The sequence below is a fragment of the Achromobacter xylosoxidans genome (assembly GCF_002192695.1).
GTDB lineage: Bacteria > Pseudomonadota > Gammaproteobacteria > Burkholderiales > Burkholderiaceae_B > Achromobacter > Achromobacter xylosoxidans_C.
In genome coordinates this window covers 1-22,076 of record NZ_MTLG01000082.1, presented here as the reverse complement: position 1 = coordinate 22,076, position 22,076 = coordinate 1, and the positions used below count along the sequence as shown (strand labels likewise).

The 22,076-nt window shown below is 67.7% G+C and carries 25 protein-coding genes; 14 read left to right on the top strand and 11 right to left on the bottom strand.

What is annotated here, in order from left to right; genetic code table 11:
* Window positions 1-4: 4 nt before the first annotated feature.
* The 6 genes from BRO63_RS18245 (at window position 5) to BRO63_RS18220 (ending at window position 4,294) form a co-directional block, all read left to right on the top strand.
* Window positions 5-643 (top strand): DedA family protein, encoded by a 639-nt coding sequence (locus BRO63_RS18245; protein ID WP_054455998.1) that lies wholly within the window; start codon window positions 5-7, stop codon window positions 641-643.
* 16 nt (window positions 644-659) lie between these two features.
* Window positions 660-1,181 (top strand): hypothetical protein, encoded by a 522-nt coding sequence (locus tag BRO63_RS18240; protein ID WP_088141136.1) that lies wholly within the window; start codon window positions 660-662, stop codon window positions 1,179-1,181.
* A gap of 69 nt (window positions 1,182-1,250) precedes the next feature.
* Window positions 1,251-1,937 (top strand): dUTPase, encoded by a 687-nt coding sequence (locus BRO63_RS18235; RefSeq protein ID WP_179215142.1) that lies wholly within the window; start codon window positions 1,251-1,253, stop codon window positions 1,935-1,937.
* Window positions 1,938-2,079: 142 nt separating this feature from the next.
* Window positions 2,080-2,793, top strand: coding sequence for a 2OG-Fe(II) oxygenase (locus tag BRO63_RS18230; RefSeq protein WP_088141134.1), 714 nt, complete (start codon window positions 2,080-2,082; stop codon window positions 2,791-2,793).
* Between the two features lie 50 nt (window positions 2,794-2,843).
* The gene (locus tag BRO63_RS18225; protein WP_088141330.1) at window positions 2,844-3,548 is read left to right on the top strand and encodes a 2OG-Fe(II) oxygenase; all 705 of its coding nucleotides are present in this window, start codon (window positions 2,844-2,846) and stop codon (window positions 3,546-3,548) included.
* Between the two features lie 14 nt (window positions 3,549-3,562).
* Window positions 3,563-4,294, top strand: coding sequence for a 2OG-Fe(II) oxygenase (locus BRO63_RS18220; protein WP_256943345.1), 732 nt, complete (start codon window positions 3,563-3,565; stop codon window positions 4,292-4,294).
* A gap of 27 nt (window positions 4,295-4,321) precedes the next feature.
* Here BRO63_RS18220 and BRO63_RS18215 read toward each other — a convergent pair whose 3' ends face one another.
* Window positions 4,322-5,257: a LysR family transcriptional regulator gene (locus BRO63_RS18215; RefSeq protein ID WP_088141132.1), complete on the bottom strand. Its 936-nt coding sequence runs from the start codon at window positions 5,255-5,257 to the stop codon at window positions 4,322-4,324.
* Between the two features lie 146 nt (window positions 5,258-5,403).
* On the opposite strand from BRO63_RS18215, the gene BRO63_RS18210 reads away from it, so the two are divergent.
* Window positions 5,404-6,393 carry a tripartite tricarboxylate transporter substrate binding protein gene (locus tag BRO63_RS18210; protein WP_088141131.1) on the top strand — a complete coding sequence of 330 codons (990 nt, stop codon included), beginning with the start codon at window positions 5,404-5,406 and terminating at the stop codon, window positions 6,391-6,393.
* Between the two features lie 23 nt (window positions 6,394-6,416).
* Window positions 6,417-7,487: a maleylacetate reductase gene (locus BRO63_RS18205; protein WP_088141329.1), complete on the top strand. Its 1,071-nt coding sequence runs from the start codon at window positions 6,417-6,419 to the stop codon at window positions 7,485-7,487.
* 36 nt (window positions 7,488-7,523) lie between these two features.
* Here BRO63_RS18205 and BRO63_RS18200 read toward each other — a convergent pair whose 3' ends face one another.
* From BRO63_RS18200 to BRO63_RS18175, 6 genes are all read right to left on the bottom strand, one after another.
* Window positions 7,524-8,636, bottom strand: coding sequence for an NADH:flavin oxidoreductase/NADH oxidase (locus tag BRO63_RS18200; protein ID WP_088141130.1), 1,113 nt, complete (start codon window positions 8,634-8,636; stop codon window positions 7,524-7,526).
* Between the two features lie 107 nt (window positions 8,637-8,743).
* Window positions 8,744-9,514: an ectoine/hydroxyectoine ABC transporter ATP-binding protein EhuA gene (gene ehuA, locus BRO63_RS18195; RefSeq protein ID WP_088141129.1), complete on the bottom strand. Its 771-nt coding sequence runs from the start codon at window positions 9,512-9,514 to the stop codon at window positions 8,744-8,746.
* Window positions 9,511-10,182: an ectoine/hydroxyectoine ABC transporter permease subunit EhuD gene (gene ehuD, locus BRO63_RS18190; protein WP_088141128.1), complete on the bottom strand. Its 672-nt coding sequence runs from the start codon at window positions 10,180-10,182 to the stop codon at window positions 9,511-9,513. Before ehuD ends, ehuA begins: the two co-directional genes overlap by 4 nt.
* Complete coding sequence (gene ehuC / locus BRO63_RS18185; RefSeq protein WP_088141127.1) at window positions 10,179-10,832, bottom strand: ectoine/hydroxyectoine ABC transporter permease subunit EhuC; 654 nt, start codon at window positions 10,830-10,832, stop codon at window positions 10,179-10,181. Before ehuC ends, ehuD begins: the two co-directional genes overlap by 4 nt.
* A gap of 10 nt (window positions 10,833-10,842) precedes the next feature.
* Window positions 10,843-11,751, bottom strand: a complete 909-nt coding sequence (gene ehuB, locus BRO63_RS18180) for an ectoine/hydroxyectoine ABC transporter substrate-binding protein EhuB (RefSeq protein ID WP_088141126.1) — start codon at window positions 11,749-11,751, stop codon at window positions 10,843-10,845.
* A 176-nt stretch (window positions 11,752-11,927) separates the two neighbouring features.
* Complete coding sequence (locus BRO63_RS18175) at window positions 11,928-13,082, bottom strand: ABC transporter substrate-binding protein (protein ID WP_088141125.1); 1,155 nt, start codon at window positions 13,080-13,082, stop codon at window positions 11,928-11,930.
* A gap of 263 nt (window positions 13,083-13,345) precedes the next feature.
* Here BRO63_RS18175 and BRO63_RS18170 point away from each other — a divergent pair, with 263 nt between their 5' ends.
* The gene (locus tag BRO63_RS18170) at window positions 13,346-13,771 is read left to right on the top strand and encodes an OsmC family protein (RefSeq protein WP_088141124.1); all 426 of its coding nucleotides are present in this window, start codon (window positions 13,346-13,348) and stop codon (window positions 13,769-13,771) included.
* Here BRO63_RS18170 and BRO63_RS34225 read toward each other — a convergent pair.
* Window positions 13,761-13,907 carry a hypothetical protein gene (locus BRO63_RS34225; protein WP_179215141.1) on the bottom strand — a complete coding sequence of 49 codons (147 nt, stop codon included), beginning with the start codon at window positions 13,905-13,907 and terminating at the stop codon, window positions 13,761-13,763. The two genes, BRO63_RS18170 and BRO63_RS34225, sit on opposite strands and share 11 nt — an antisense overlap.
* A 14-nt stretch (window positions 13,908-13,921) precedes the next feature.
* On the opposite strand from BRO63_RS34225, the gene BRO63_RS18165 reads away from it, so the two are divergent.
* Window positions 13,922-15,211: an Nramp family divalent metal transporter gene (locus tag BRO63_RS18165; RefSeq protein WP_088141123.1), complete on the top strand. Its 1,290-nt coding sequence runs from the start codon at window positions 13,922-13,924 to the stop codon at window positions 15,209-15,211.
* 70 nt (window positions 15,212-15,281) lie between these two features.
* Here BRO63_RS18165 and BRO63_RS18160 read toward each other — a convergent pair whose 3' ends face one another.
* The gene (locus tag BRO63_RS18160; protein ID WP_054455972.1) at window positions 15,282-15,503 is read right to left on the bottom strand and encodes a hypothetical protein; all 222 of its coding nucleotides are present in this window, start codon (window positions 15,501-15,503) and stop codon (window positions 15,282-15,284) included.
* Between the two features lie 204 nt (window positions 15,504-15,707).
* Window positions 15,708-16,316, bottom strand: a complete 609-nt coding sequence (locus tag BRO63_RS18155; protein ID WP_088141122.1) for a TetR/AcrR family transcriptional regulator — start codon at window positions 16,314-16,316, stop codon at window positions 15,708-15,710.
* 104 nt (window positions 16,317-16,420) lie between these two features.
* Between BRO63_RS18155 and BRO63_RS18150 the strand changes: the two genes are divergently transcribed.
* Window positions 16,421-17,704, top strand: coding sequence for an MFS transporter (locus tag BRO63_RS18150; RefSeq protein ID WP_088141121.1), 1,284 nt, complete (start codon window positions 16,421-16,423; stop codon window positions 17,702-17,704).
* 57 nt (window positions 17,705-17,761) lie between these two features.
* On the opposite strand, the gene BRO63_RS18145 is transcribed toward BRO63_RS18150, so the two are convergent.
* Window positions 17,762-18,460: a GntR family transcriptional regulator gene (locus BRO63_RS18145; protein ID WP_256943084.1), complete on the bottom strand. Its 699-nt coding sequence runs from the start codon at window positions 18,458-18,460 to the stop codon at window positions 17,762-17,764.
* A gap of 130 nt (window positions 18,461-18,590) precedes the next feature.
* On the opposite strand from BRO63_RS18145, the gene BRO63_RS18140 reads away from it, so the two are divergent.
* Genes BRO63_RS18140 through BRO63_RS18130 form a run of 3 tightly spaced genes read left to right on the top strand, consistent with a single transcriptional unit; the run spans window position 18,591 to window position 21,709 of the window.
* The gene (locus BRO63_RS18140; protein ID WP_088141119.1) at window positions 18,591-19,586 is read left to right on the top strand and encodes a Bug family tripartite tricarboxylate transporter substrate binding protein; all 996 of its coding nucleotides are present in this window, start codon (window positions 18,591-18,593) and stop codon (window positions 19,584-19,586) included.
* Window positions 19,587-19,637: 51 nt separating this feature from the next.
* Complete coding sequence (locus tag BRO63_RS18135) at window positions 19,638-20,438, top strand: enoyl-CoA hydratase/isomerase family protein (protein ID WP_088141118.1); 801 nt, start codon at window positions 19,638-19,640, stop codon at window positions 20,436-20,438.
* 20 nt (window positions 20,439-20,458) lie between these two features.
* Window positions 20,459-21,709, top strand: coding sequence for a CaiB/BaiF CoA transferase family protein (locus tag BRO63_RS18130; protein WP_088141117.1), 1,251 nt, complete (start codon window positions 20,459-20,461; stop codon window positions 21,707-21,709).
* The last annotated feature ends 367 nt before the right edge of the window (window positions 21,710-22,076 follow it).

Here is a 22,076-nt window from a genome sequence, read left to right as displayed (position 1 = left end):
AAATATGGACCAATACATCGACCAGATCGCGATGTTCATCGAGGCCAACCAGGCCTGGGCGGGACCGATCACCTTTCTGCTCACCCTGGGCGAATCCATGGTGCTGCTGGGCCTGTTCATCCCGGCCACGGCCTTGATGCTGCTGACCGGCGGCCTGATCGGCGCGGGCACCCTGAATCCCTGGGCCATCATCGCCTGGGGCATCGCCGGCGCCATCGTGGGCGACGCCCTGTCCTACTGGCTGGGCCGCTGGGCCGGCCCCGGCATCCTGCGCCGCTGGCCGCTGAAGCAGCAGCGCAGCGGCGTGGCGCGCGCCCGCCTGTTCTTCTACCGCTACGGCTTCGCCTCCGTGCTGATCGGCCGCTTCCTGGGGCCCATCCGCTCCACCATCCCCACCGTCGCCGGCGTGATGGGCATGGGACACAGCCGCTTCCAGATGGCCAACGTCGCCTCGGCCATCCTCTGGATGCCGCTGATGCTGGCCCCGGGCTACATCACCGCGCGCAGCCTGGGCACGGCGGACAATGCGCAACAGATTGCCATGATGATCGGCGCGGGACTCTCGGTGCTGCTAGGATGCGGGCTGTTGATAGCCATGCTGCGCAAGCGCCGGGTCCCGGCGCGCCAACGCCGCGGCAACTGAACCGGAGAGAGGGGCAATGGCCATAGACGGGGAACCCAGGAATGGCGATTTCGCGCGCTACATCGAGAACCTGACGCGTACCGGCGGCGCATCGCCGGGACAGGTTCCCGACAAGCGGGCGCAATCCCGACCGGCAGCTCCCCCACCCCCTCCCGCCCCCCCGGCCTCTCCCTCTGAAACGCTATCCGGCGCGCCCTGGGGCAAGCCGGCCCCGCCGCCCCTGCAATCGCGGCAAGCGCCCGCGGCCCCGGGCCAGACGGATGCCGCCGAGGTATCGATGGCCCGCCAAGCCACCCAGCGCAAGATCGGCGTCATCCTGACGGTGGGCGGCATCCTGGCCGGCTGGGCCGGAGCGCGCATCATCTTCGAAGCCCTGCGCGGCCCCGGGTTCGACCTGGACGAGGCCATGCCCGCCGTCTTCCTGTTCTTCTTCGCCATGATGCTGTTCAAGGCCGCCCGCAACGCGCGCAATCCGCGCGGCAAGGCGCCGCTGCCTCCGCTCAAGCGCTCTTCCTACCGCAAGGACGGCGACGCCTGATTCCGCCACCGGGGCGGCCCGGCTCGGGCGGGCATTGGTGCTAACATTTCCGCCGCTGTCGAAAGACCCATGAACCACGGAGTGAAAGTGAATAACGTAGTCGGATTGAACCAGGCCCAGGCGGCCACGATGCTGAAGCTGCAGGGCCACTTGAACAGCATGATCAATCCGGATTGGGTCAACGGCGGAGCCCGCTTCCTGCGCGCCGCCTTCGTCGAATCCGCCGAAGCGCTGGAACACTACGGCTGGAAGTGGTGGAAAAAGCAGACCATCGACCTGCCGCAAGTGCAGATGGAGCTGGTGGACATCCTGCACTTCTATCTGTCGCACACCATCGTCCAGGCCCGCGGCGACATCGGCGCCGCCGCCGGCGCGCTGGTCGCCGACCTGTCCAGCCCGGCCTCGGTCGCGCTGGACGGCAAGACCCATGCGCTGGATCAGTTGAGCGTGCCCGAGCTGCTGGAACTGATCGGCGGCCTGGCCGTATGCGGACGCGCCAGCTTCAAGGTGCTGGAACAGACCATGACGTCGTGCGAGATGAGCTGGAACGACGCCTACACGCAATACGTGTCCAAGAACGTGCTGAACATCTTCCGCCAGCAGCATGGCTACAAGGAAGGCACCTACATCAAGATCTGGAACGGCGAGGAAGACAACGTCGTGCTGGCCCGCCTGCTGTCGCAGCTGGATCCCGCGCGCGAGGATTTCGCCGACCAGCTGCACCGCGAGCTGGAGCAGGCCTATTCGCGCCTCTGAGCCGCGACGGTTCCTGCCCGCCAGAAAACGCCGCTGCCGCGGCGTTTTTTGTTTTGGGCGCATGCCGGCGCAACAAACGGAGTTTCAAAAAGGCGGTGGATTTCTACACTGGCCTCGCCTGTAATCACAGGGAGGACCGGGCATGCGCGCCGCGGCGAGCGGGGACGAGGACATGGACTATGACTGGGAAGACGTGGAGCGTGCGCTCGATGCCCGCGGCAACGCCGTTTTGCCCGGCATGCTGACGCCCGCGCAATGCCGCGCCCTCGCCGCCCTGTACCCGGACGACGCGCGCTTTCGCTCGCGCATCGTGATGGCGCGCCACGGCTTTGGACGCGGCGAGTACAAGTACTTCGCCTACCCCTTGCCGCCGCTGCTCGACCAATTGCGCCATGCGCTCTATGCCCGGCTGGCGCCGATCGCCAACCGCTGGAACCAACGGCTGCGCGCGGACACGCAGTACCCGCCCGAACTGGATGCCTACCTGCAACGCTGCCACCGGGCCGGCCAGACGCGTCCCACGCCGCTGCTGCTTCAGTACGGTGAGGACGACTACAACTGCCTGCACCAGGATCTCTATGGCGAGCATGTGTTTCCGCTGCAGGTCGCCATCCTGCTGGCCGAGCCGGGCAAGGATTTCACCGGCGGCGAATTCGTCATGACCGAGCTTGCGGCCCGCAGCCAGCGCGCCGACGTCGTGCCGCTGGGCCAGGGCGACGCGCTGGTGTTCACCGTCAATCAACGGCCCGCGGCAGGCGCGCGCGGGCCGCGCAAGGTCGCCATGCGGCACGGCGTGAGCCGCGTGCGCAGCGGCCGGCGCCATACCGTGGGCATCATTTTTCATGACGCGGCATGATGCCGCGCGCGCTTGCGAACATCGATGAGGACCCTATGCATGACAGCGGCATGACCGCCTTCGAAACCAACCTGGACCGCCTGGACTGGACGGACATCGGATCTCGGCTCGACGCCGAAGGCCATGCCGTGCTGCCAGGATTGCTGGACGCGGAACTGGCACGCGGTCTGGCGCGGCAGGCCGACGCGCCCCATGCCCGGCGGGTGAGCCTGGCATCCGGCGGCCTGGGGCGCGGCGACCTGTACTACTTCGACGCCGGCATGCCTGCGCCGCTGGAACAATGGCGCACGGCGCTATACCGCCGGCTGGCCGTCCACGCCAATCGCTGGAACGAACTTCTGGACGTGCACGCGCGCTATCCCGATGAGCTGGAAGATTTTCTTCAGCGCAACCGCGACGCCGGCCAGGCCCGGGCGCAATCGCACCTGAGCCGGCTCAGCGTCGAAGACTACATGGCGCTGCACCAGCGCAATGAAGGCTTGCAGGTCTTTCCCATGCAGGTGGTCGCGCTCCTGTCCGAGCCGGGAGGCGATTTCCAAGGCGGCGAGTTCGTGATGACGGAGCAGCGCCCGCGCATGCAATCGCGTCCGCTGGTGGCGCCGCTGGGTTTCGGCGATGTCGCCATCATCGCCACGGGGGAACGCCCCTTTCACGGTGCCAAGGGCTATTACCGCGTCAACCTCAAGCATGCCGTCAGCCGCGTGCGCAAAGGCGTACGCATCGGCCTTGAACTGTTTTTCCACGATGCGCCCTGATGCCAGCTCCAGCCATGCCCACATCGACCATACAGCACGACCTGCCTGAAACCGGGATTGCGGACACGGACTGGCAGGCCGTCGAAGACGACCTCGGCCGCGATGGCTACACCGTGCTGCCGGGGCTGCTGACGCAGGCCCAGTGCGAGGAACTTGCGGCCGGCTACGGCGAGGAAGCGCGCTTTCGCAGCCGCATCGTGATGGAACGCTATGCGTTCGGCCGAGGCGAGTACAAGTACTTCAGCTATCCGCTGCCTGATATCGTCCAAGGCTTGCGGCAGTCGCTCTACCCGCGTCTGGCGCCCATCGCCAACCGCTGGCATGCCGCCATGCGCATGGAAGCGCGCTTTCCCGCGACGCATGACGAATTCCAGGAGATCTGCCACGCCGCCGGACAGCGCCGGCCCACGCCACTGCTGCTGCGCTACCAAGCCGACGACTATTGCTGCCTGCATCAGGACCTGTACGGCGACCATGTCTTTCCGTTCCAGGCCATCTTCCTGCTCAATGAGCCGGGACGCGATTTCGAGGGCGGCGAGCTGCTGCTGGCCGAGAGCAATCCCAAACAGCCCGGGCGGGCCGACGTGGTGCCCTTGCGGCAAGGCGATGCCGTGGTGCTTGCCGTCAACCACAGGCCTGTGCGGTCGACGCGCGCCTATTACCGCGCGAATCTGCGGCATGGCGTCAGCCGGCTGCGCACGGGAGTGCGGCACACGCTGGGCATCATCTTCCACGACGCCAGCTAAGGCGCCACGCCTCCCGCGCCAACAGCGTCAGGCCGCGCGCGCAGCCTCGATGGCCGCGTCCCACACGGAAGGCGAGCCGATCTGCCGCCGCAGCTGCTCGGTGAAGGCGCGGATGCGCGCGTTGGCGCGCGGCATGGCGCGCAGCAGGTAGATGCCGCTTTCGGGCGGCGGACTGGCGTCCTGCAAGCTCAGCTGCACTAGCCGGCCGGCGCCCAGGTCCGCGCCCGCGGACCAGTTGGGCATGAGCGCGATGCCCAACCCTTCCAGCGCCGCGAACCGGCGCGCGTCGCAGTCGTCGCATTCCAGGACGAACCGGGCGTCCTGCGCCCACTGGCCATCGCCCAGCTCGCGCCAGCCGCGCACGCTGGTGCTGTGGCGCCGGTCGATGAGGCGATGGCGCGACAGGTCCGCCAGGGTGCGCGGCACGCCGTGGCGTTCCAGGTATGAAGGCGCGGCGCAGATCAGGTAGCGATGGCTGCCGATGCGCTGCCCGATCAGGCTGCTGTCGGGCTGCTGCCCCACCCGCACCACCACGTCCATGCGTTCGACCACCGGATCCACCACGCGCTCGGTCAGTTCCAGCTCCACCTGCAATTGCGGATGGCGTTCTCCCAGCTGCTGCAGCATGGGCACCACGTAGCGCCGCGCAAACGCCGGCAGGCAGCTGACCCGCAACAGACCCTGCACGGTCTGCTCCAGCGAAATGACTTCGGAGCGCGCCTCGGTCATGTCGTGCAGGATCTTCACGGCGCGCTCGTACAGAACCTCGCCGGCCTCGGTGGGCATCAGGGCGCGGGTGGAGCGCACGAACAGCGGCACCTTGAGCTCGGACTCCAGCGCGCCGATCTGCCGCGCCACGGACGAGGCCACCATGCCGCGGCGGCGGGCCACCTCGGAAAAGCTCTGCGCCCGGGCGACGTCGACGAAGATGGAGAGGCTCTCGGCGAATTTGACGGTTTTCATTTGTGCGTGTGGCGCAAAAGGCTTTGGCGCCCTGCGCCTGCTTTCCTGGGAGATTTGGCAATTACGATACCGTGCATGGCCGCATTTTGGCAATTTTGACAAAGATCGACGGCCAATCACAACGACGACAAGCCCAGGAGACCCGCATGCCCCCGATCACCGCCCCCCGCCGCTCGCCCCGCGCCCTGCTGGCCAGCGCCGCCCTCGCCGCAGGCGCCTGGGGCGCCGCCCTGCCCGCGCTGGCGGACTCCTATCCCAGCAAGCCGGTGACGGTGGTGGTGCCCTTCGCGGCGGGCGGCACCGTGGACCGGGTGGCGCGCCAGGTGCAGCAGGCGCTGCAGGACAAGCTGGGCCAGACGGTGGTCATCGACAACCGCGGCGGCGCCGGCGGCACCATAGGCACGGCGCTGGTGGCCAAGTCCGCGCCCGACGGCTACACGGTCGAAATGGTGTTCGATTCCTACGCCACCGAACAACACATCTACCCCAAGCTCTCTTACGACACGGCGCGCGATCTGACCGGCGTGTCGTACATGGTGCGCTCGCCCATGGTGCTGGCGGTGACGGCCAGCGGTCCGTACCAGACGCTGGCGGACTACATCGCGGCCGGCAAGAAGGGCAGCGTGTCCTACGCCTCGGTCGGCGCGGGCAGCTCCAACCACCTGGCAGCCGAAATGTTCCACCAGGCCGCGGGCACCAGCGGCATCCATACGCCCTACCGCGGCGGCGGCCCGGCCGTGTCGGACCTGATGGGCGGACACGTGGAATCCATCATCGCCAGCCTGCCGCTGGTGCTGCCCCATATCCAGAGCGGCAAGCTGCGCGCGCTGGCGGTGACCGCGCCCAAGCGCGTCGCCGCCCTGCCGGACGTGCCCGCCATCGCCGAAAGCTATCCGGGCTTCGAGATCTATTCCTGGGTGGGCATGGTGGCGCCGGCGCAGACGCCGGCGGCGACGCTGGACAAGCTGGTCGACGCCACCATCGCGGCGCTGCGCGACCCGGCCGTGGCCGGACGCATCACCGAATCCGGCTTCGAAGTGGTGGCCGGCGGCCGCGATGACATGAACCAGCTGGTGCAGGCCGAGTCCCGGCGCTGGGGCGAGCTCATCAAGAGCCGCGGAATCGTTGCACAATGACCGACATGCAGACGGGGAACGCCATGCAATCCTTCATCTACGCCAGCCGCGCCCAGCGCGTGGTCTTCGGGCCGGGCAGCCTGGGCGGCCTGGCGGCCGAACTCGATGCGCTGGGGCTGCAACGTGCGCTGGTGCTCTGCACGCCGCCGCAACGCGCGCAGGCCGAGCGGGTCGCGACGCTGCTGGGCGAGACGCGGGTTGCCGGGATCTTCGACCGGGCCGTGATGCACGTGCCGATCGAAATCGCGCGCCAGGCGCGCGAGGCCGCGCGCGAGCTGGGCGCCGATTGCGCGGTGGCCGTGGGCGGCGGCTCCACCATCGGGCTGGGCAAGGCCATCGCGCTGGACTCCGGCCTGCCGGTCATCGCCGTCCCCACCACCTATGCGGGTTCGGAGATGACGCCGATCTACGGCCTCACCGAGAGCGGCCTGAAAAAGACCGGCAAGGACGACCGGGTGCTGCCGCGCAGCGTGGTGTACGACCCTGAGCTGAGCCTGTCGCTGCCGGCATCGATGAGCGTGACCAGCGGCATCAACGCCATCGCCCATGCGGCAGAGGGCCTCTACGCGCAAGACGGCAATCCGATCATGGACCTGATGGCGCAGGAAGGCATACGCGCGCTGGCGCAGGCGCTGCCCGCCATCCACGCAGGCGCCCACGGCGCGGACCTGCTGCAGGCGCGCAGCGACGCGCTCTATGGCGCCTGGCTGTGCGGCACGGTACTGGGCAGCGTGGGCATGGCGCTGCATCACAAGCTCTGCCATACGCTGGGCGGCAGCTTCAACCTGCCGCACGCCGAAGTCCATACCGTGGTGCTGCCGCAAGCCCTGGCCTACAACGCCGCGGCCGCGCCGCGAGCCATGGAGCGCATCGCCGCGGCGCTGGGCGCGCCGGCTGCCGCGGCGGGCGTGTTCGACCTGGCCAGTACGCTGGGCGCGCCCACCGCCTTGCGCGACATCGGCATGCGGCAAGAAGACCTGGACCGCGCCTGCGACATCGCCATGCAGACGCCCTACCCCAATCCGCGTCCGCTGGAACGCGAGGCCTTGCGGGCGCTGCTGCAAAACGCCTACGAAGGCAGGCGGCCTCAATAAACAGGGTCCGGCAGGCTGGCAGCCTGCCGGTTGCGCCTAGCGTTGGCCGAAGCGGGTGTCGCCGAACAGCGCCTTCTGGTCCCGCGGCTGCGAGCGCCAATACTGGCGCGGCGCGCTGACCTGGCCGCCCAGCTGCGCCGCGGCATGCCATGGCCAGCGCGGGTCGTACAGCATGCCGCGCGCCAGCGCGACCATGTCGGCCTGACCGTTCTGAAGAATGTCTTCCGCCTGCCGCGCCTCGGTGATCAGGCCCACCGTGATGGTGGGCATGCCCACCTTGCGCTTGATGTCGTCTGCGAACGGCACCTGGTAGTTCGGGCCCACGGGGATCTTCTGCTGGGACGAGACGCCGCCGCTGGAGACGTCGATGAATTCACAGCCGCGGTCCTTCAAGGCTTGCGCGAAGACCAGCGTCTGCTCCAGGTCCCAGCCGCCTTCGACCCAGTCGGTGGCCGATACGCGCACACCCAGCGTCACCGACGGCGGAACTGCCTCGCGCAAGGCCTGGAAGACTTCGAGCGGAAAGCGCATGCGGTTTTCAAGCGAACCGCCATAGGCATCGTCGCGCCGGTTGGACAGCGGCGACAGGAACTGATGCAGCAGATAGCCGTGCGCGGCGTGCAGCTCGATCGCGTCAAAGCCCAGCCGCAGCGCGCGCCTGGCGCTGGCCACGAAGGCGTCGCGCACGCGCGCCAGACCCGCCGCGTCCAGCGCATGGGGCGACGGTTCGGACGCGTTGTGCGGCACGGCCGAGGGCGCCCAGCCTTGCCAGCCGCCGGCCTCGGGCGGCACCAGTTGGCCGCCGTTCCAGGGCGCTTCGCTGGAAGCCTTGCGGCCCGCGTGGCCCAGCTGTATGCCCAGCTTGATGGGCGCATAGCGGCGGATGGCGGCCACGACGCGGCCGATGGCGGCCTCGGTTTCATCGGACCACAGGCCCAGGTCTCCCGGGGTGATGCGGCCGTCGGGCTCCACGGCGGTGGCTTCCACGAACAGCAACGCGGCGCCGGACAAGGCCAGATGCCCCAGATGGATCATGTGCCAGTCGGTCGCCAGGCCATTTTCAGCCGAGTATTCGCACATGGGCGCGATGACGATGCGGTTGGCCAGCTCCAGCTGGCCGATGGACGTGGGACTGAAAAGCAGCGACATGCTGAAGCCTCCGGGGCGTGGGATGCGACAGCATAGCGCCCCGGCCCGGCTGGCGGCCTGAATACCGCAGCCCCGGGCGGGGTCAAACCGCGTCCGCAGGCGCTGCGCTACTGCCCTTCGATCACCGAGTCCAGGAACTGGCGCGTGCGCGCCTCTTTGGGCTGGCTGAACAGCACCGACGATTCCGCGTCCTCGACGATGTTGCCTTCGTCGAAGAACAGGGTGCGGTCCGAGCTGCGTTCGGCGAACTTCATCTGGTGGGTCACGATGATCATCGTCATGCTGCGCCGGGCCGACAGGTCGCGCAGGATCTGCAGGATGCCTCCGACCAGTTCCGGATCGAGCGCCGAAGTCACCTCGTCGAACAGCATGATGTGGGGGCACATGGCCAGCGCGCGCGCGATGCCCACGCGCTGCTTCTGCCCGCCCGACAACTGCGCCGGATAGACATCCAGCTTGTCGCCCAGGCCGACCATTTCCAGGTATTCCACGGCGTGTTCGCGCGCCTGGGCGCGCGGCATGCCCCGCACATGCAGCGGCGCCTCCATGGCGTTGGCCAGCGCCGTCATGTGCGGGAACAGGTTGAAGTGCTGGAACACCATGCCGATCTTGCCGCGCACCTTGCGCAAGTGCTCAGAGTTGGGGCCGACCGGCCGGCCCTGGGCGTCGGTCCACATGGGCACGCCGTCGATCTCGATCTCGCCGCTGGTGGGACGGTCCAGGGTCATCAGCACGCGCAGCAGGGTCGACTTGCCCGAACCCGAGGGGCCGATCACGGCCACGGTCTGGCCCGACGGGATCTCCAGGTTGATGCCGCGCAGCACCTCCAGTTCGCCGTACTGCTTGCGCAGGTTCTTGATGCTTATGCTGGCGCTCATCGTTTTCCTCCATATCGTTGCAGGCGGGCCTCCAGGCCGCGCACGCCCCAGGCCGCCACCAGGCTCAACGCCAGGAACAGCAGGCCCACCAGGGTCAGGGGCTCGGTGTAGCGGAAGGTGGCAGAGCCAATCATCTTGCTCTGCTGCAGCAGTTCCACCACGGTGATCGCCGACAGCAGCGGCGTGTCCTTGAACATGGCCACCAGGTAATTGCCCAGCGCCGGCACCACCGGCGGAATCGCCTGCGGCAGCACCACGCCCACCGCCGTGCGCCAGCGCGACATGTTCAGCGCGGTGGCGGCCTCCCACTGGCCGCGCGGCACCGCTTCGATGCCGGCGCGGTAGACCTCGGCGCAATAGGTCGCGTAGTGCAGGCCCAGCGCGGCAATGCCGGTGGCCAGCGGCGACATCCGCACGCCGGTCAGCGGCAGCACGTAGAACAGGAAGTACATCTGCACCAGCAAAGGCGTGCTGCGCACGAACTCGATCACGAAAGCCGTGGGCAGCGACACAATGCGCAATCGCGACCGCCGCAGCAGGGCCAGCGCCAGGCCCAGCGTGACGGCCACCAGCATGCCCAGCAGCGTGGCCTGGATCGTGATGAGCAGCGCGGAGCCCAGCGTGGGCAGGATCTCCAGGGCGAAGGACCAATCGAATACCGGCTTCATCGCACCCGCACCTTGCGTTCCAGCAGGCGCACGCCGGCCGTGATCAGCAGGGCCACCGCGAAGTACATCAGCAGCATCAGGGTGAAGATCTCGGTGGTGCGCAGGGTCTCGCTGCGCAGCAGCTGGCCGCGGAAGGTCAGGTCGGTGATGGTGATGAGGGACACCAGCGCGGTGTTCTTCAACAGCTCGATCAGCAGATTGCCGGCCGGCGGCAGCATGGCGGGCACGGCCTGCGGCACCACGATGCGGCGCATGATCTGGCCGCGCGTCAGGTTCAGCGCGATGCCGGCTTCGCGCTGGCCTGGCGGCACCGCGCGGATCGCGCCCCGCACCACTTCCGCGCCATAGGCGCCGGCGTTCAGCGCCAGCACCACGATGCCCACCAGCATGGCCGGCAGTTGCACGCCGAACAGCGGCAGCACGAAGTAGAACCAGAAGAGCTGCACCAGGGCCGAGGTGCCGCGGAACACCTCGACGTAGACCGCCGCGATCCAGCGCAGCGGGCGCAAGGACGACAGGCGTCCGATGCCCGCGGCCAGCGCCAGCGGAACGGCCAGCACCACCGCGCCCGCCATGATCTCCAGGGTCACCGCCAGTCCCTGCAATAGCGGCGGCGCCAGTTCGGCGAAATGCTCGGATATCAACCGCATGCGCGCCCCCTTACTGGCCGGCGCACAGCTTGGCGGCCGTGACTCCCTTGGGCAGTTCCTCCGCGGTGAAGCCAAAAGGCGCCACGAGCTTCTGGTGCTCTTCGGTGCCGATGAACTTGGCCAGTTCGGCGTTGAAGGCGTCGGCAAAGGCCTTGTCGTCGCCGCGGAAGGCATAGGCGCCGTAGCCGCGCACGTCCTTGCCGTCGATGACCGGGTCCTTGAACGGATCGGCCTTCTCCAGGCCGCTGGCCGCGCTGGTCTTGCCCATCAGATCGTTGACCGTGAGCGCCGTGGCCGCATAGGCGTCGGCGCGCCCCGCCTGCACGCCGGACAGCGCGCTGACCGCGTCCGGGAACACCACCACCTGGGCGGGCGGCACCTTGATCTTGGAGGCGTATTCCGCTTCGATCGCGCCCACCACCACGCCCAGCTTGGCGTCGGGATTCTTCATCACGTCTTCATAGCTGTGCAGGTTCTTGGGATTGCCCTGCTTGACCAGGAAGGACTGGCCCACGCCGTAGGTGGGATCCGAGAACGCCACCTGCTGGCAACGTTCGGGCGTGACGTACATGCCCGCCGCGATGATGTCGAAGCGCTTGGCCTGCAGGCCCGGAATGAGCGAACCGAACTCTGTCAGGACGCCCTCCACTTCGTTGATGCCCATGCGCTTGAGCACCTCCCGGGCGATCTCCACGGATTCGCCGGTGACCTTGCTCTCCTTGCTGTCCATGTAGGCGAACGGCGCTTCGTTGGCGTAGCCGATGCGTATCTTGCCGGCGGCCTTGGCGGCTTCCAGGGTGGACGCGGCGGCCGGCGCGCTCGCGGCCGGCGCAGCCTTGTCGGATCCCGAGTCGGAACATGCGGCCAGCACCCCCAGGCTCAAGGCGGCCAGCACGCGTCTGGATCGGATCAGGCTCATGGCAGTTTCTCCTGTATTTATTTCGAGGTATATGGATTCACTAAAAATAATACGCTATTAAATGATTTCGACACGAATGATGTGTCCGAAAAAAAGCAGGCCGCAGCCTGCTTTTTGCGCCATCGCCCTATGGGGCGTCAGGACAAGTTACGAATCGCAGAGATATATGTCCCTACTTATTCCGCAAAGGAAAAACGGCCATTCCTGACGATGCCCATGACGCGGGCGCGCTCGTCGAAGCCCTGGTGATTGTCCTTGGTGATATTCAGCACGCCATTGGGCACGACCAGGTCGCGCGTGTTTTCCAGGGCATCCCGCAGCGCCGCGCGGAACTCCGGCGTGCCGGGCTTGGCGCCGGTTTTCAGCGCCCGCGCCACCGCGGAGTCCAGCAGCATCCAGGCGCCATAGGCGTCGCCCGCGAACTGGGTCAGCGTGTTGGCGCCGTAGCGGGCTTCGTACTTGTCGGCAAAAGCCACCGCCACCTTCTTGACCGGATTGTCGTCGGGCAGCTCGCGCGCCACCACGCCGGGGCCGGTGGGGAACAAGGTGCCTTCCACGTCCGCGCCGCCGACCTGCAGGAATTCCAGCGTGCCGATGCCATGCGTCTGGTAGATGGCGCCGGTGTAGCCGCGTTCCAGCAGGGTCTTCTGCGGCAAGGCCGACGGCGTGCCGGCGCCAGCGATCAGCACGGCGTCCGGCTTGGCCGCGATGACCTTCAGCACCTGTCCGACCACCGAGGCGTCGGTGCGCTGGAAACGTTCCTGCGCCACGATCTTCAGGTCGGTCCCGGCCGCCGCCGTGAACTCCTTCCACCAGCTGTCGCCGTAGGAATCCGCGAAGCCGATGAAGGCCACGTTCTTCAAGCCCTTCTTCTTCATGTCCGCGACCAGGGCGGTGGCCATCAGCGAATCGTTCTGCGGCATCTTGAAGGCCCAGGCGCGCTTCGGATCCGATAGCGGCTCGACGATGACGCTGGACGCGGCCAGCGCGATCATCGGCGTGCCGGTCTCGGCCAGCACATCCAGGCCGGCCAGCGCGGCGGCCGTGGTGTTGGGGCCGACGATGGCGTCGACCTTGTCTTCCGAGGTCAGCTTGCGCATGTTCTTCACCGCGCGGCTGACGTCGGTGCCGTCGTCCAGCACCACGTAGCGCGCCGGCTCGCCGCCCAGCGTGGCCGGCCACAGGCGGATCGCGTTATTGGTCTGGATGCCGATGGCGGCGGCCGGACCGGTGGTGGACACGTCCACCCCGATGACGATTTCAGCCTGGGCGGACAAGGCGGGGACGGCCAGCGCGATGGCGCAGGCATAGCGGACAAGTTTGAAAGACATGACAGCGGTTCTCGGCGAGATTTGAGCAGATACCCGTATTTTGCCTGATGGATGGGCGCCGCCTTGCGACGCGGATCAAGCAAGCGGGCCTGCGGTTACATCGGCTTGCCGTTGCGCGCAGACGCTTTCCGCGCCGGGCGCATGCGCCGGCCGTATCATCATCCATGCCATCTCAGGCAAAGCGCCCCGCCCCAGCCGGCGGCCCGCGCCCTCCCACACCGGCCGCGCGCGCGACGGGCGCGGCCCTTCTACAGGAGTCACGCATGAAGAAAACCGCAAGCGCCCACTGGTCGGGCGATCTGAAGACCGGCAAGGGCACGATCTCCACGCAGAGCGGCGCGCTCAAGGAACAGGCCTACGGCTTTAACACCCGTTTCGGCGACACTCCCGGCACCAACCCCGAGGAATTGCTGGGCGCGGCGCACGCCGGCTGCTTCACCATGGCCCTGTCCAACATCCTGGCGGAAGCGGGCATGGTCGCGCAAAGCCTGGACACCAAGGCCGAGGTCACGCTGGACAAGGTGGACGACGGCTTTTCCATCACCGCCGTCCACCTGACCGTGGAAGCCGTGATCCCCGGCGCCAGCGCCCAGGCCTTCGAAGACGCCGCCCGCAAGGCGGAAAAAGGATGCCCGGTGTCCAAGGTCTTGAATGCCAAGATCTCCATGGACGCCAAGCTCAAGTCCTGATCGCCCCGCAGCCCGAGGCCCGTCCGCCCAGGGCGGCGCCACTGGGCTTGCGCTGGGCTTCATTGGGCGGCCCTATCCCCTGCTTGCCCAAAATCAATTTGACGATGCCGTTTCCGAAGAGGATGATGAGAATCATTCTCAGGAGCGAGCATGGGCCAATTCATCTACGCGATATCGGGCGGCAGGACCGCGCTGGCGCAGGACGTCCAGATATCGGCGGGCCTGCGCCGCATTGCCGGCCCCGGCATCCTGGTGGCCGTGGGCTATATCGATCCGGGCAACTGGGCCACCGACATCGCGGGCGGCAGCGGCTTCGGCTACGGGTTGCTGCTGGTCGTCATCACCTCGGCCCTGCTGGCGCTGGGCTTCCAGATCCTGGTTTCGCGCCTGGCCCTGGCAACGGGGCAGGACCTGGCCACGCTGACGGCCCGCCACCTGTCGCCGCGCCTGGCCAAGGCCGCTTGGCTGGCCGGCGAGGCGGCAATCCTGGCCACCGCCCTGGCCGAACTCATCGGCGGCGCCATCGCGCTGCGCCTGCTCTTTGGCCTGCCGCTGATCGCGGGCGTCGCCGTGACCGGCGTCGGCACCTTCGCAGTGCTGGCGCTGACGCGCGGCAATGCCGACAAGCACGAGCGTTTCATCGCCCTGCTGCTGTCGGTGGTCGCCATGTCCTTCGTGTTCCTGCTGTTCAAGGCCAATCCGGCGTGGACGGAAGTGGCGCACGGCGTCACGCAGACCGGCCGGGCGCTGCGCGACCCGCAGGGCTTCCTGATCGCGCTGGGCATCTTGGGCGCGACCCTGATGCCGCACAACCTGTACCTGCATTCCGGCTCGCTGGCGCAGCGCGCGCAGCAATTGCCGCCCACCGCGCGCGACCTGGCCATGCGCGTGGCGCGCAACGACACCGTCGTGTCGCTGGGCCTGGCCATGCTGATCAATGCCGCCATCATGATCGTCGCCGCCGCCTCGCTATCGGGCTCGGGCATCATCGTTTCCAGCCTGGACGACGCGCATGCCGTGATCGGCCAGACGCTGGGCATCGGCGCGGCCATCGTGTTCGCGGTGGCGCTGTATGCCGCGGGGCAAAGCTCCACCATCACCGGCGTGCTGGCCGGACGCATCCTGTCCCAAGGCTTCCAGGTCGGCAGCGGCTGGTCGGACCGCCGCCGCGCCCTCGCGACGCGGCTGGTGGCGGGCGCGGCGGCGGTCGGCCTGCTGGCGTTCACCGGCGGCCAGGATCCGGACGGCCTGCTGGTGCTGAGCCAGGTCATCCTGAGCCTGGCCCTGCCCTTTGCGCTGGGGCCGCTGGTGCTGCTGGCCTGCCGCAAGAGCCTGATGGGCAAGTACGTGTTGCGCGGCGCCTGGGCCTGGGCCGCGGTTGCGGCCACGGTCGGCATCCTGCTGCTGGATGGCTATCTGGTGGCGGACATGCTGGTCTGAGCTTCAGGGAGCGACAGACATGAAAAAACGCCAGCGATGCTGGCGTTTTTTTTCGTACCCGCTATCGGGCTCAGTGGTAGGCGGAGACCACGGGGTGCTGGCGGCGGCCGGCGTCCATATCGTGCAACACCTCGCCCACGGCGCCGCCGAAGGCGGCCAGGCGCACTTTCAGGCGCAGCCAGCGCGAGCCGGAAGCATGGCCAGACAGGCTTTCCGCGATGATCGCGTCATGGATCAGGGTACGTTCCAGCTCATCCGACATGCGGGCATTCTTCAGCGCGGTATCGCTCATGGTTCTCTCCTTGAGAAAGCGATGTGGAACAACACGAGTCCATCTTAGACCTGTGTCTGCTGCGCCGCAATAAATTTCTCAAGCATTTTTTTGTGCGTTGCGCAATGGGGACAAACACCAAAAATGGTGCACATGTGCACTGCTGCTTGCCCCATTCTTGTGCCACCGCCCCCCCTACCCGAAGCAACCCGCCGCGGCGCGGTGTCAGGCCGGCGCGAGATGCGCCTGAATCAGCTTGTCCGCCATCTGGGCGACCCGGCCGGCAGGTCCGCCTTCGCCGAAAAGCTGGCTGGAGACGAAGGCGCCCTCGAACAGCAGCAACAGGCCATCGCCCAGCGCGTCGGGGTCGGCCGCCCCCATTTCCGCCGCCATGGCGGCCAAGCGCCGGCGCAGTTCGGCCTTGTGCTCCACCGCCACGGCACGCGCCGGATGGCCGGCCTCGGGATACTCGACCGCCGCGTTGGTCAAGCCGCAGCCCCGGTATCCGCTTTGCACCGCGCGCGCGCTCAAGCCGGAAAGGTAGGCCAGGACCTGGGCGCGGGGGTCGCCCGGATGCGCCGCGCAGGCGGCATCGAAACGCGCCCAGAACTCGGCGTCGTAGTCGCGCAGATAGGCCGCCGCCAGCTCATCCTTGGACGAGAAGTTGCGGTACAGGCTGGGTTTGGTCACCCCTGCCTCGCTGACGATGGCGTCCACGCCCACTGCCCTGATGCCGTCCCGGTAGAACATTTCGCGCGCGGTCTTGCGGATGCGCTCGGCCGCCAGCGGCGGCTTGGAGGCGGGCCGGTCGGCGGCGGTGGTCTTGCTGGCCATGGATGGGCTCCTTTTCCGGATGACGGACGCGACGAGAAATCGCTTGACGATGTTACTGACCGGTACGTACTATTCGCAAACCCCAATACGTACCGGTCAGTAACATGAGTATAGCCCACCCTCCCGTCCCTTTCCGGCGCGCCGGCCAGAAGTACGCATTCGTCGTCGTCGCGGTGATTTTCCTGTCCCTGCTGGTGTCGGCCGGCCTGCGCTCCTCGCCCAGCGTGCTGCTGGTTCCTCTGGAGGAAACCTTTGGCTGGAGCCGCAGCACCATCTCGCTGGCCGCCGCGGTCGGCATCTTCCTGTATGGCATGGTCGGACCGTTCGCCGCCGCCGCGATGGAGCGCTTCGGCTTGCGGCGCGTGCTGATCGGGGCGCTGATGCTGATGGCGGCGTCCAGCGCGGCCAGCGCCTTCATGACCCAGTCCTGGCACCTGCTGCTGACCTGGGGCGTGTTCTCGGGCCTGGGGTCCGGCGCGGTCGCCGTGGTGCTGGGCGCCACCGTGGTCAACCGCTGGTTCACCAAGCACCGCGGCGTGATGATGGGCCTGCTGACCGCCAGTTCCGCCACCGGCACGCTGGTGTTCCTGCCGGTGCTGGCGGCGCTGGCCTCGTCGGGCGACTGGACCCGGGTGGTCTGGACCGTGGCGGCCGCGGCGGCGGCGCTGGTGCCGCTGGCCTGGTGGCTGGTGCCGGACCGCCCGTCCAGCGTCGGCCTGGTTCCTTTCGGCAGCGATCCGCATGCGCCGCCCGCGCCCGCCGCGCCGCGCACCGGCATGCTGGCGGCCACCTTCGGCGCGCTGGCGCGAGCCTCGCGCACGCGCACCTTCTGGTTCCTGTTCGCCACCTTCTTCGTTTGCGGCTTCACCACCAACGGCCTGGTTGGCACGCACCTGATCGCGCTTTGCGGCGACCACGGCATGCCCGAGGTGCAGGCCGCGGGCCTTCTGGCGCTGATGGGCATCTTCGACCTGATCGGCACCACGGCGTCCGGCTGGCTCACCGACCGCTACGATCCCCGCAAGCTGCTGTTCGTCTACTACGGCCTGCGCGGCTTGTCGCTGATCTACCTGCCCTATTCCGACTTCTCGTTCTACAGCCTGTCGATCTTCGCCATCTTCTTCGGCCTGGACTGGATCGCCACGGTGCCGCCCACGCTGCGCCTGACGACCGAAGCCTTCGGCGAGCGCGACGCCGCCATCGTGTTCGGCTGGATCGTCGCCGGCCACCAGTTGGGCGCCGCCAGCGCCGCCTGGATGGCGGGCGCCGTGCGCGAAGCGCAGGGCAGCTATCTGATGGCCTTCGTCATCTCCGGCATGACGGGTCTGATCGCCGCCGTCATCGCGCTGATGATAGGCAGGAAGCGCGTGGTGGCGCAGCCGGCCTGAGCGCGCCAGCGGGCGGACAGCCAAGCCCAGGGCCCGCGCTGTCCGCGCCGATGGCGGTCACTTCAAGCCTTGGGCGCCCCGCCCGCGCAGGTTGTAGGTCTTCTTGCTGCCCACATGCCTGCGGATGAGCGACTCCGCAAGCTCGCCGTCGCGCTGCATCAGCGCCCGCACGAAGGCCTCGTGGTCGGCCACCGCCGCCGTCCATTCGTCGATATCGAAATTCGACTTGTACCGCAGCGCCTGCACCTGCAGGTTCAAGCGGTCGTAGGAATGCGTCAGCGCCGGGTTGTGGGCCGCCCGGTTGATGGCGATATGCGTGCCCATGCTGGCCGCGAAATACGCCCGGATGTCGCGCTGCTCATACCCTTGCAGCATCTGCGCGTGCAGTTGCGCGATCTGCGCCAGTTCCGCGTCCGTGGCGCGTTCGGCGGCGCTGCGCACCGCCAGCCCCTCCAGCACCGACAGCACATCGAAGATGTTCTCGACATCGTCGGCCGACAGCTCGATCACCATCGCGCCGCGCTTGGGCTGCAAGGTCACCAGGCCGTCGGAAGCCAGCATGCGGTAGGCCTCGCGCAACGGTGTGCGTGAAATCTTCAGCTGGTCGCACAGGTCGCGCTCGTTCAGCCAGGTGCCCGGCTTGAAGGTGCCGTCGATGATGAGCTGGCGCAGCTTTTCCGCCACCACGGCCGGCAGCGTCGGGTGATGGATGGCCAAATCGGGGACAGACTGGTCCATAACTTCAGGGTTAGCCATGAGTTGTTGCCACTCGCTAATTCGACTATTTTTGTATCTGGTATACCAAACACCAAAGGCATACCAACCTGACCCCATCATAGAGCAAGCAACACGCGGGCAGGCTGACAACCACCAAAGGAGACCCCACATGCACAAGCACGCTCGCGCCTGGGCCGGCGCCCTGGCGCTGACCGCCGGCCTGGCCGCCGCCAGTCCCGCCCTGGCGCAGGACGCATCCAAATGGCCGGAACGGCCGGTACGCCTGATCGTCGGTTTCGTGCCCGGCGGCGGCACCGACGTATCGGCGCGCATCCTGTCCGCGCGCCTGTCGGCGCTGCTGGGCCAGCAGGTCGTGGTCGAGAACAAGCCCGGCGCTTCGGGCCTGATCGCGGCCGACTTCGTGGCCAAGGCCGACGCGGACGGCTACACGCTGCTGCTGGCCAACATGCAGTCCACCGTCGCCGCGCCCTATGTGGTGCAGTCCAGCGTCGACCCGATCAAGGACTTCACGCCGGTGCGCTACATCGGCTCGGTGCCCAACGTGCTGGTGGTCAATCCGGCCAAGCACAGCTACGCCAGCGTGCAAAACCTGGTGGACGACGCCCGCGCCAAGCCCAAGCAGCTGACCTACGCGTCTTCCGGCATGGGCAGCCCGCAGCATCTGAGCGCGGCGCGCTTCTCGCAGATCGCGGGCGTGAGCATGGAGCACGTGCCTTACAAGGGCAGCGGCCAGGCCATGACCGACCTATTGGGCGGCAGCGTGGACATGAACTTCGACACCCTGCCCGGCGCCATCAACCAGATCCAGGCCGGCAAGCTGCGGCCGCTGGCGGTGACCAGCACCGAACGCAGCAAGCGCCTGCCCGACGTGCCCACCCTGGCCGAGTCCGGCATCAAGGGCCTGGACATCGTGCAGTGGTATGCGGTGCTGGCTCCGGCCAAGCTGCCCAAGCCGGTGCTGGACAAGCTCGACCAGGCGCTCAGCCAGACGCTGGCCGATCCCGAGATCAAGGCCAAGCTGGCCGACCAGGGCATGGAACTGGGCGGCGGCCCTTCCACCCCCGCGGCCTTCGCCAGCTACGTCCAGGACGAATGGAGCAAGTACGGCAAGCTCACCGCCAGCCTGGGCCTGACCAAGCAGTAAGCCCGCAGCAACCCGGCGGGGGTGCGCCCCTCGCCCACGCAAAGGAACACCATGAGCGCTACCCCCACTTCCGACATCTCCCCCATCCTGCGCCAGCGCGACGGCGACATCGTGACCGTGGTGCTGAACCGCCCGGAAAAGCTCAACGCCTTCACCATCGACAGCTGGCGGCTGCTGGGCGACGCCTTCCTGGAGCTGGACGCCGACGACAGCGTGCGCTGCGTGCTGCTGCGCGGCGCGGGCGAGAAAGCCTTCTCCCCGGGCAACGACATCAGCGAATTCGAGACTGCCCGCAGCAACAAGCGCCAGGCCATCGAATACGGCGCCGTGATGCGCCGGACCATCGAGGCCATCGCCAACTGCCGCCATCCGGTGGTGGCGCAGATACACGGCATCTGCGTAGGCGGCGGGCTGGAGATCGCCAGCCTGGCCGATATCCGCATCTGCGGCGAGAGCTCGCGCTTCGGCGTGCCCATCAAGAACCTGGGGCTGGTGATGTCGTACTCGGAACTGGCGCCGCTGGTGCGCCTGGTAGGTCCGTCCACTGCCCTGCAGGTGCTGCTGGAAGGCACCATCTTCGATGCGCAGGAAGCGCTGCGCCTGGGCGTGGTCACGCGCGTGGCGTCCGACAGCCAGGTCGCCGCCGAAGCCCAGGCCGCCGCCCGCCGCATCGCCGACGGCGCGCCGCTGGTGGCGCGCTGGCACAAGAAGTTCATCCGCAATCTGGTGCAGGGCAAAGCCTTGACCGACGCCGACCGCGACGAAGCCTTCGACTGCTTCGACACGGAGGATTTCCGCACGGGCTACCAGGCCTTCCTGGCCAAGGCCAAGCCGCAATTCAACGCTCGCTGAATCCCATGCAAGGAGGACTCATGCATAACGATACCCAGGGCGACACCCAGCGCCCCGCCGGCGCGCTCGCCGGCATGCGCGTGATCGAGCTGTCGCAGATCATGGCCGGCCCGACCTGCGGCATGATGCTGGCCGACATGGGCGCCGACGTCATCAAGGTCGAGAAGATCGACGGCGGTGACGACTCGCGCCAGTACCGCGACCCGCAGATCAACGGCATTTCGGCGCCCTATCTGATGCTCAACCGCAACAAGCGCGCCATCGCGCTGGACCTGAAGCACCCCGAGGGCAAGAAGGTGCTGCTGCGCATGATCCGCGACGCCGACGTGGTGACCGAGAACTTCCGCAAGGGCACGATGGAAAAACTGGGCCTGGGCTACGAACGGCTGCGCCAGGAGAATCCGGGCCTGATCTATTGCGCGGTGTCGGGCTACGGCACCACGGGCCCCTATGCCGACAAGGGCGGCTTCGACCTGGTGGCGCAGGGCTTTTCCGGCCTGATGGCGATCACCGGCGAGCCGGGCGGGCCGCCGCTGCGCACCGGCAATTCGGTCGCGGACATCAACGCCGGCCTGCTGGCTGCCTTCGGCGTGCTGGCGGCCTATCAGCACAAGCAGCGCACCGGCGAAGGCCAGATCGTGGAAACGTCATTGCTGGAAGCCAGCCTGCAGCAGCTGTACTGGCATGCCGCGATCTATTTCGGCAGCGGCGTGTCGCCCGGCCCCACGGGATCGGCGCACGTGCTGAGCGCGCCCTACCAGGCCTTTCCCACCGCGACCGACTGGATCATCATCGGCGGCGCCAACGAGAAGAACTGGCAGCGTATCACTCAGGCGCTGGAAAGGCCGGAATGGGCCGAGGATCCGCGCTACGCGCGCAACCGCGACCGTATGCAGAACCGTGATCAGCTGGTGGAGGACATGTCCGCCATCCTGAAGACGCGCAGCGCGGAGGAGTGGTTGGACGTATTCGACGCTGCCGGCGTGCCTGCGGGACCGGTGCATTCCATCGCCCAGGCGCTGTCGCATCCGCAGACGCTGGCGCGCGGCATGGTGGTGGAACAGGATCACCCGGTGGCCGGCAAGGTGCGCACCGTGGGCATGCCGGTGAAGCTGTCGGCCACGCCCGCGCAATACCACCGCGCGGCGCCGCGACTGGGCGAGGACAGCATCGCGATTCTGGGAGAGTTCGGCTATGGCGCCAAGGAAATCGAAGCGCTGATCGATGCGGGCGTGGTCGCGGCCGTGGATCGTGAACGCGCACAGGCTTAGGACGTTTTTGGCTGAATTGCTGGCGTTTGGTTGTGTACGGCTGGGGTTCTTGAGTCGCCGGCGTCCGGACTGCGGGATTCCGATGCTCGCCCCGGTGGGGCTGCGCTTCGGATCCCTCCGTCCGGCCACCGGCTCACGGCATCTGCCCATGGCCGGGGGCTGAAACCAATCCATTAGGCGACTGTCAGCCGAGGCGGCCCGGAGCCATCCGAAGCGCAGCCCCATTGGGGCGAGCATCGGAATGGCGCAGGGCTGCCTCGGCGGCTAAAGAACCCTGACATCCGCAAGCTCGAAACCCTGTCGCTTCGATTTTGTGAGACGGGGTTCTTGAGTCGCCGGCGTCCGGACTGCGGGATTCCGATGCTCG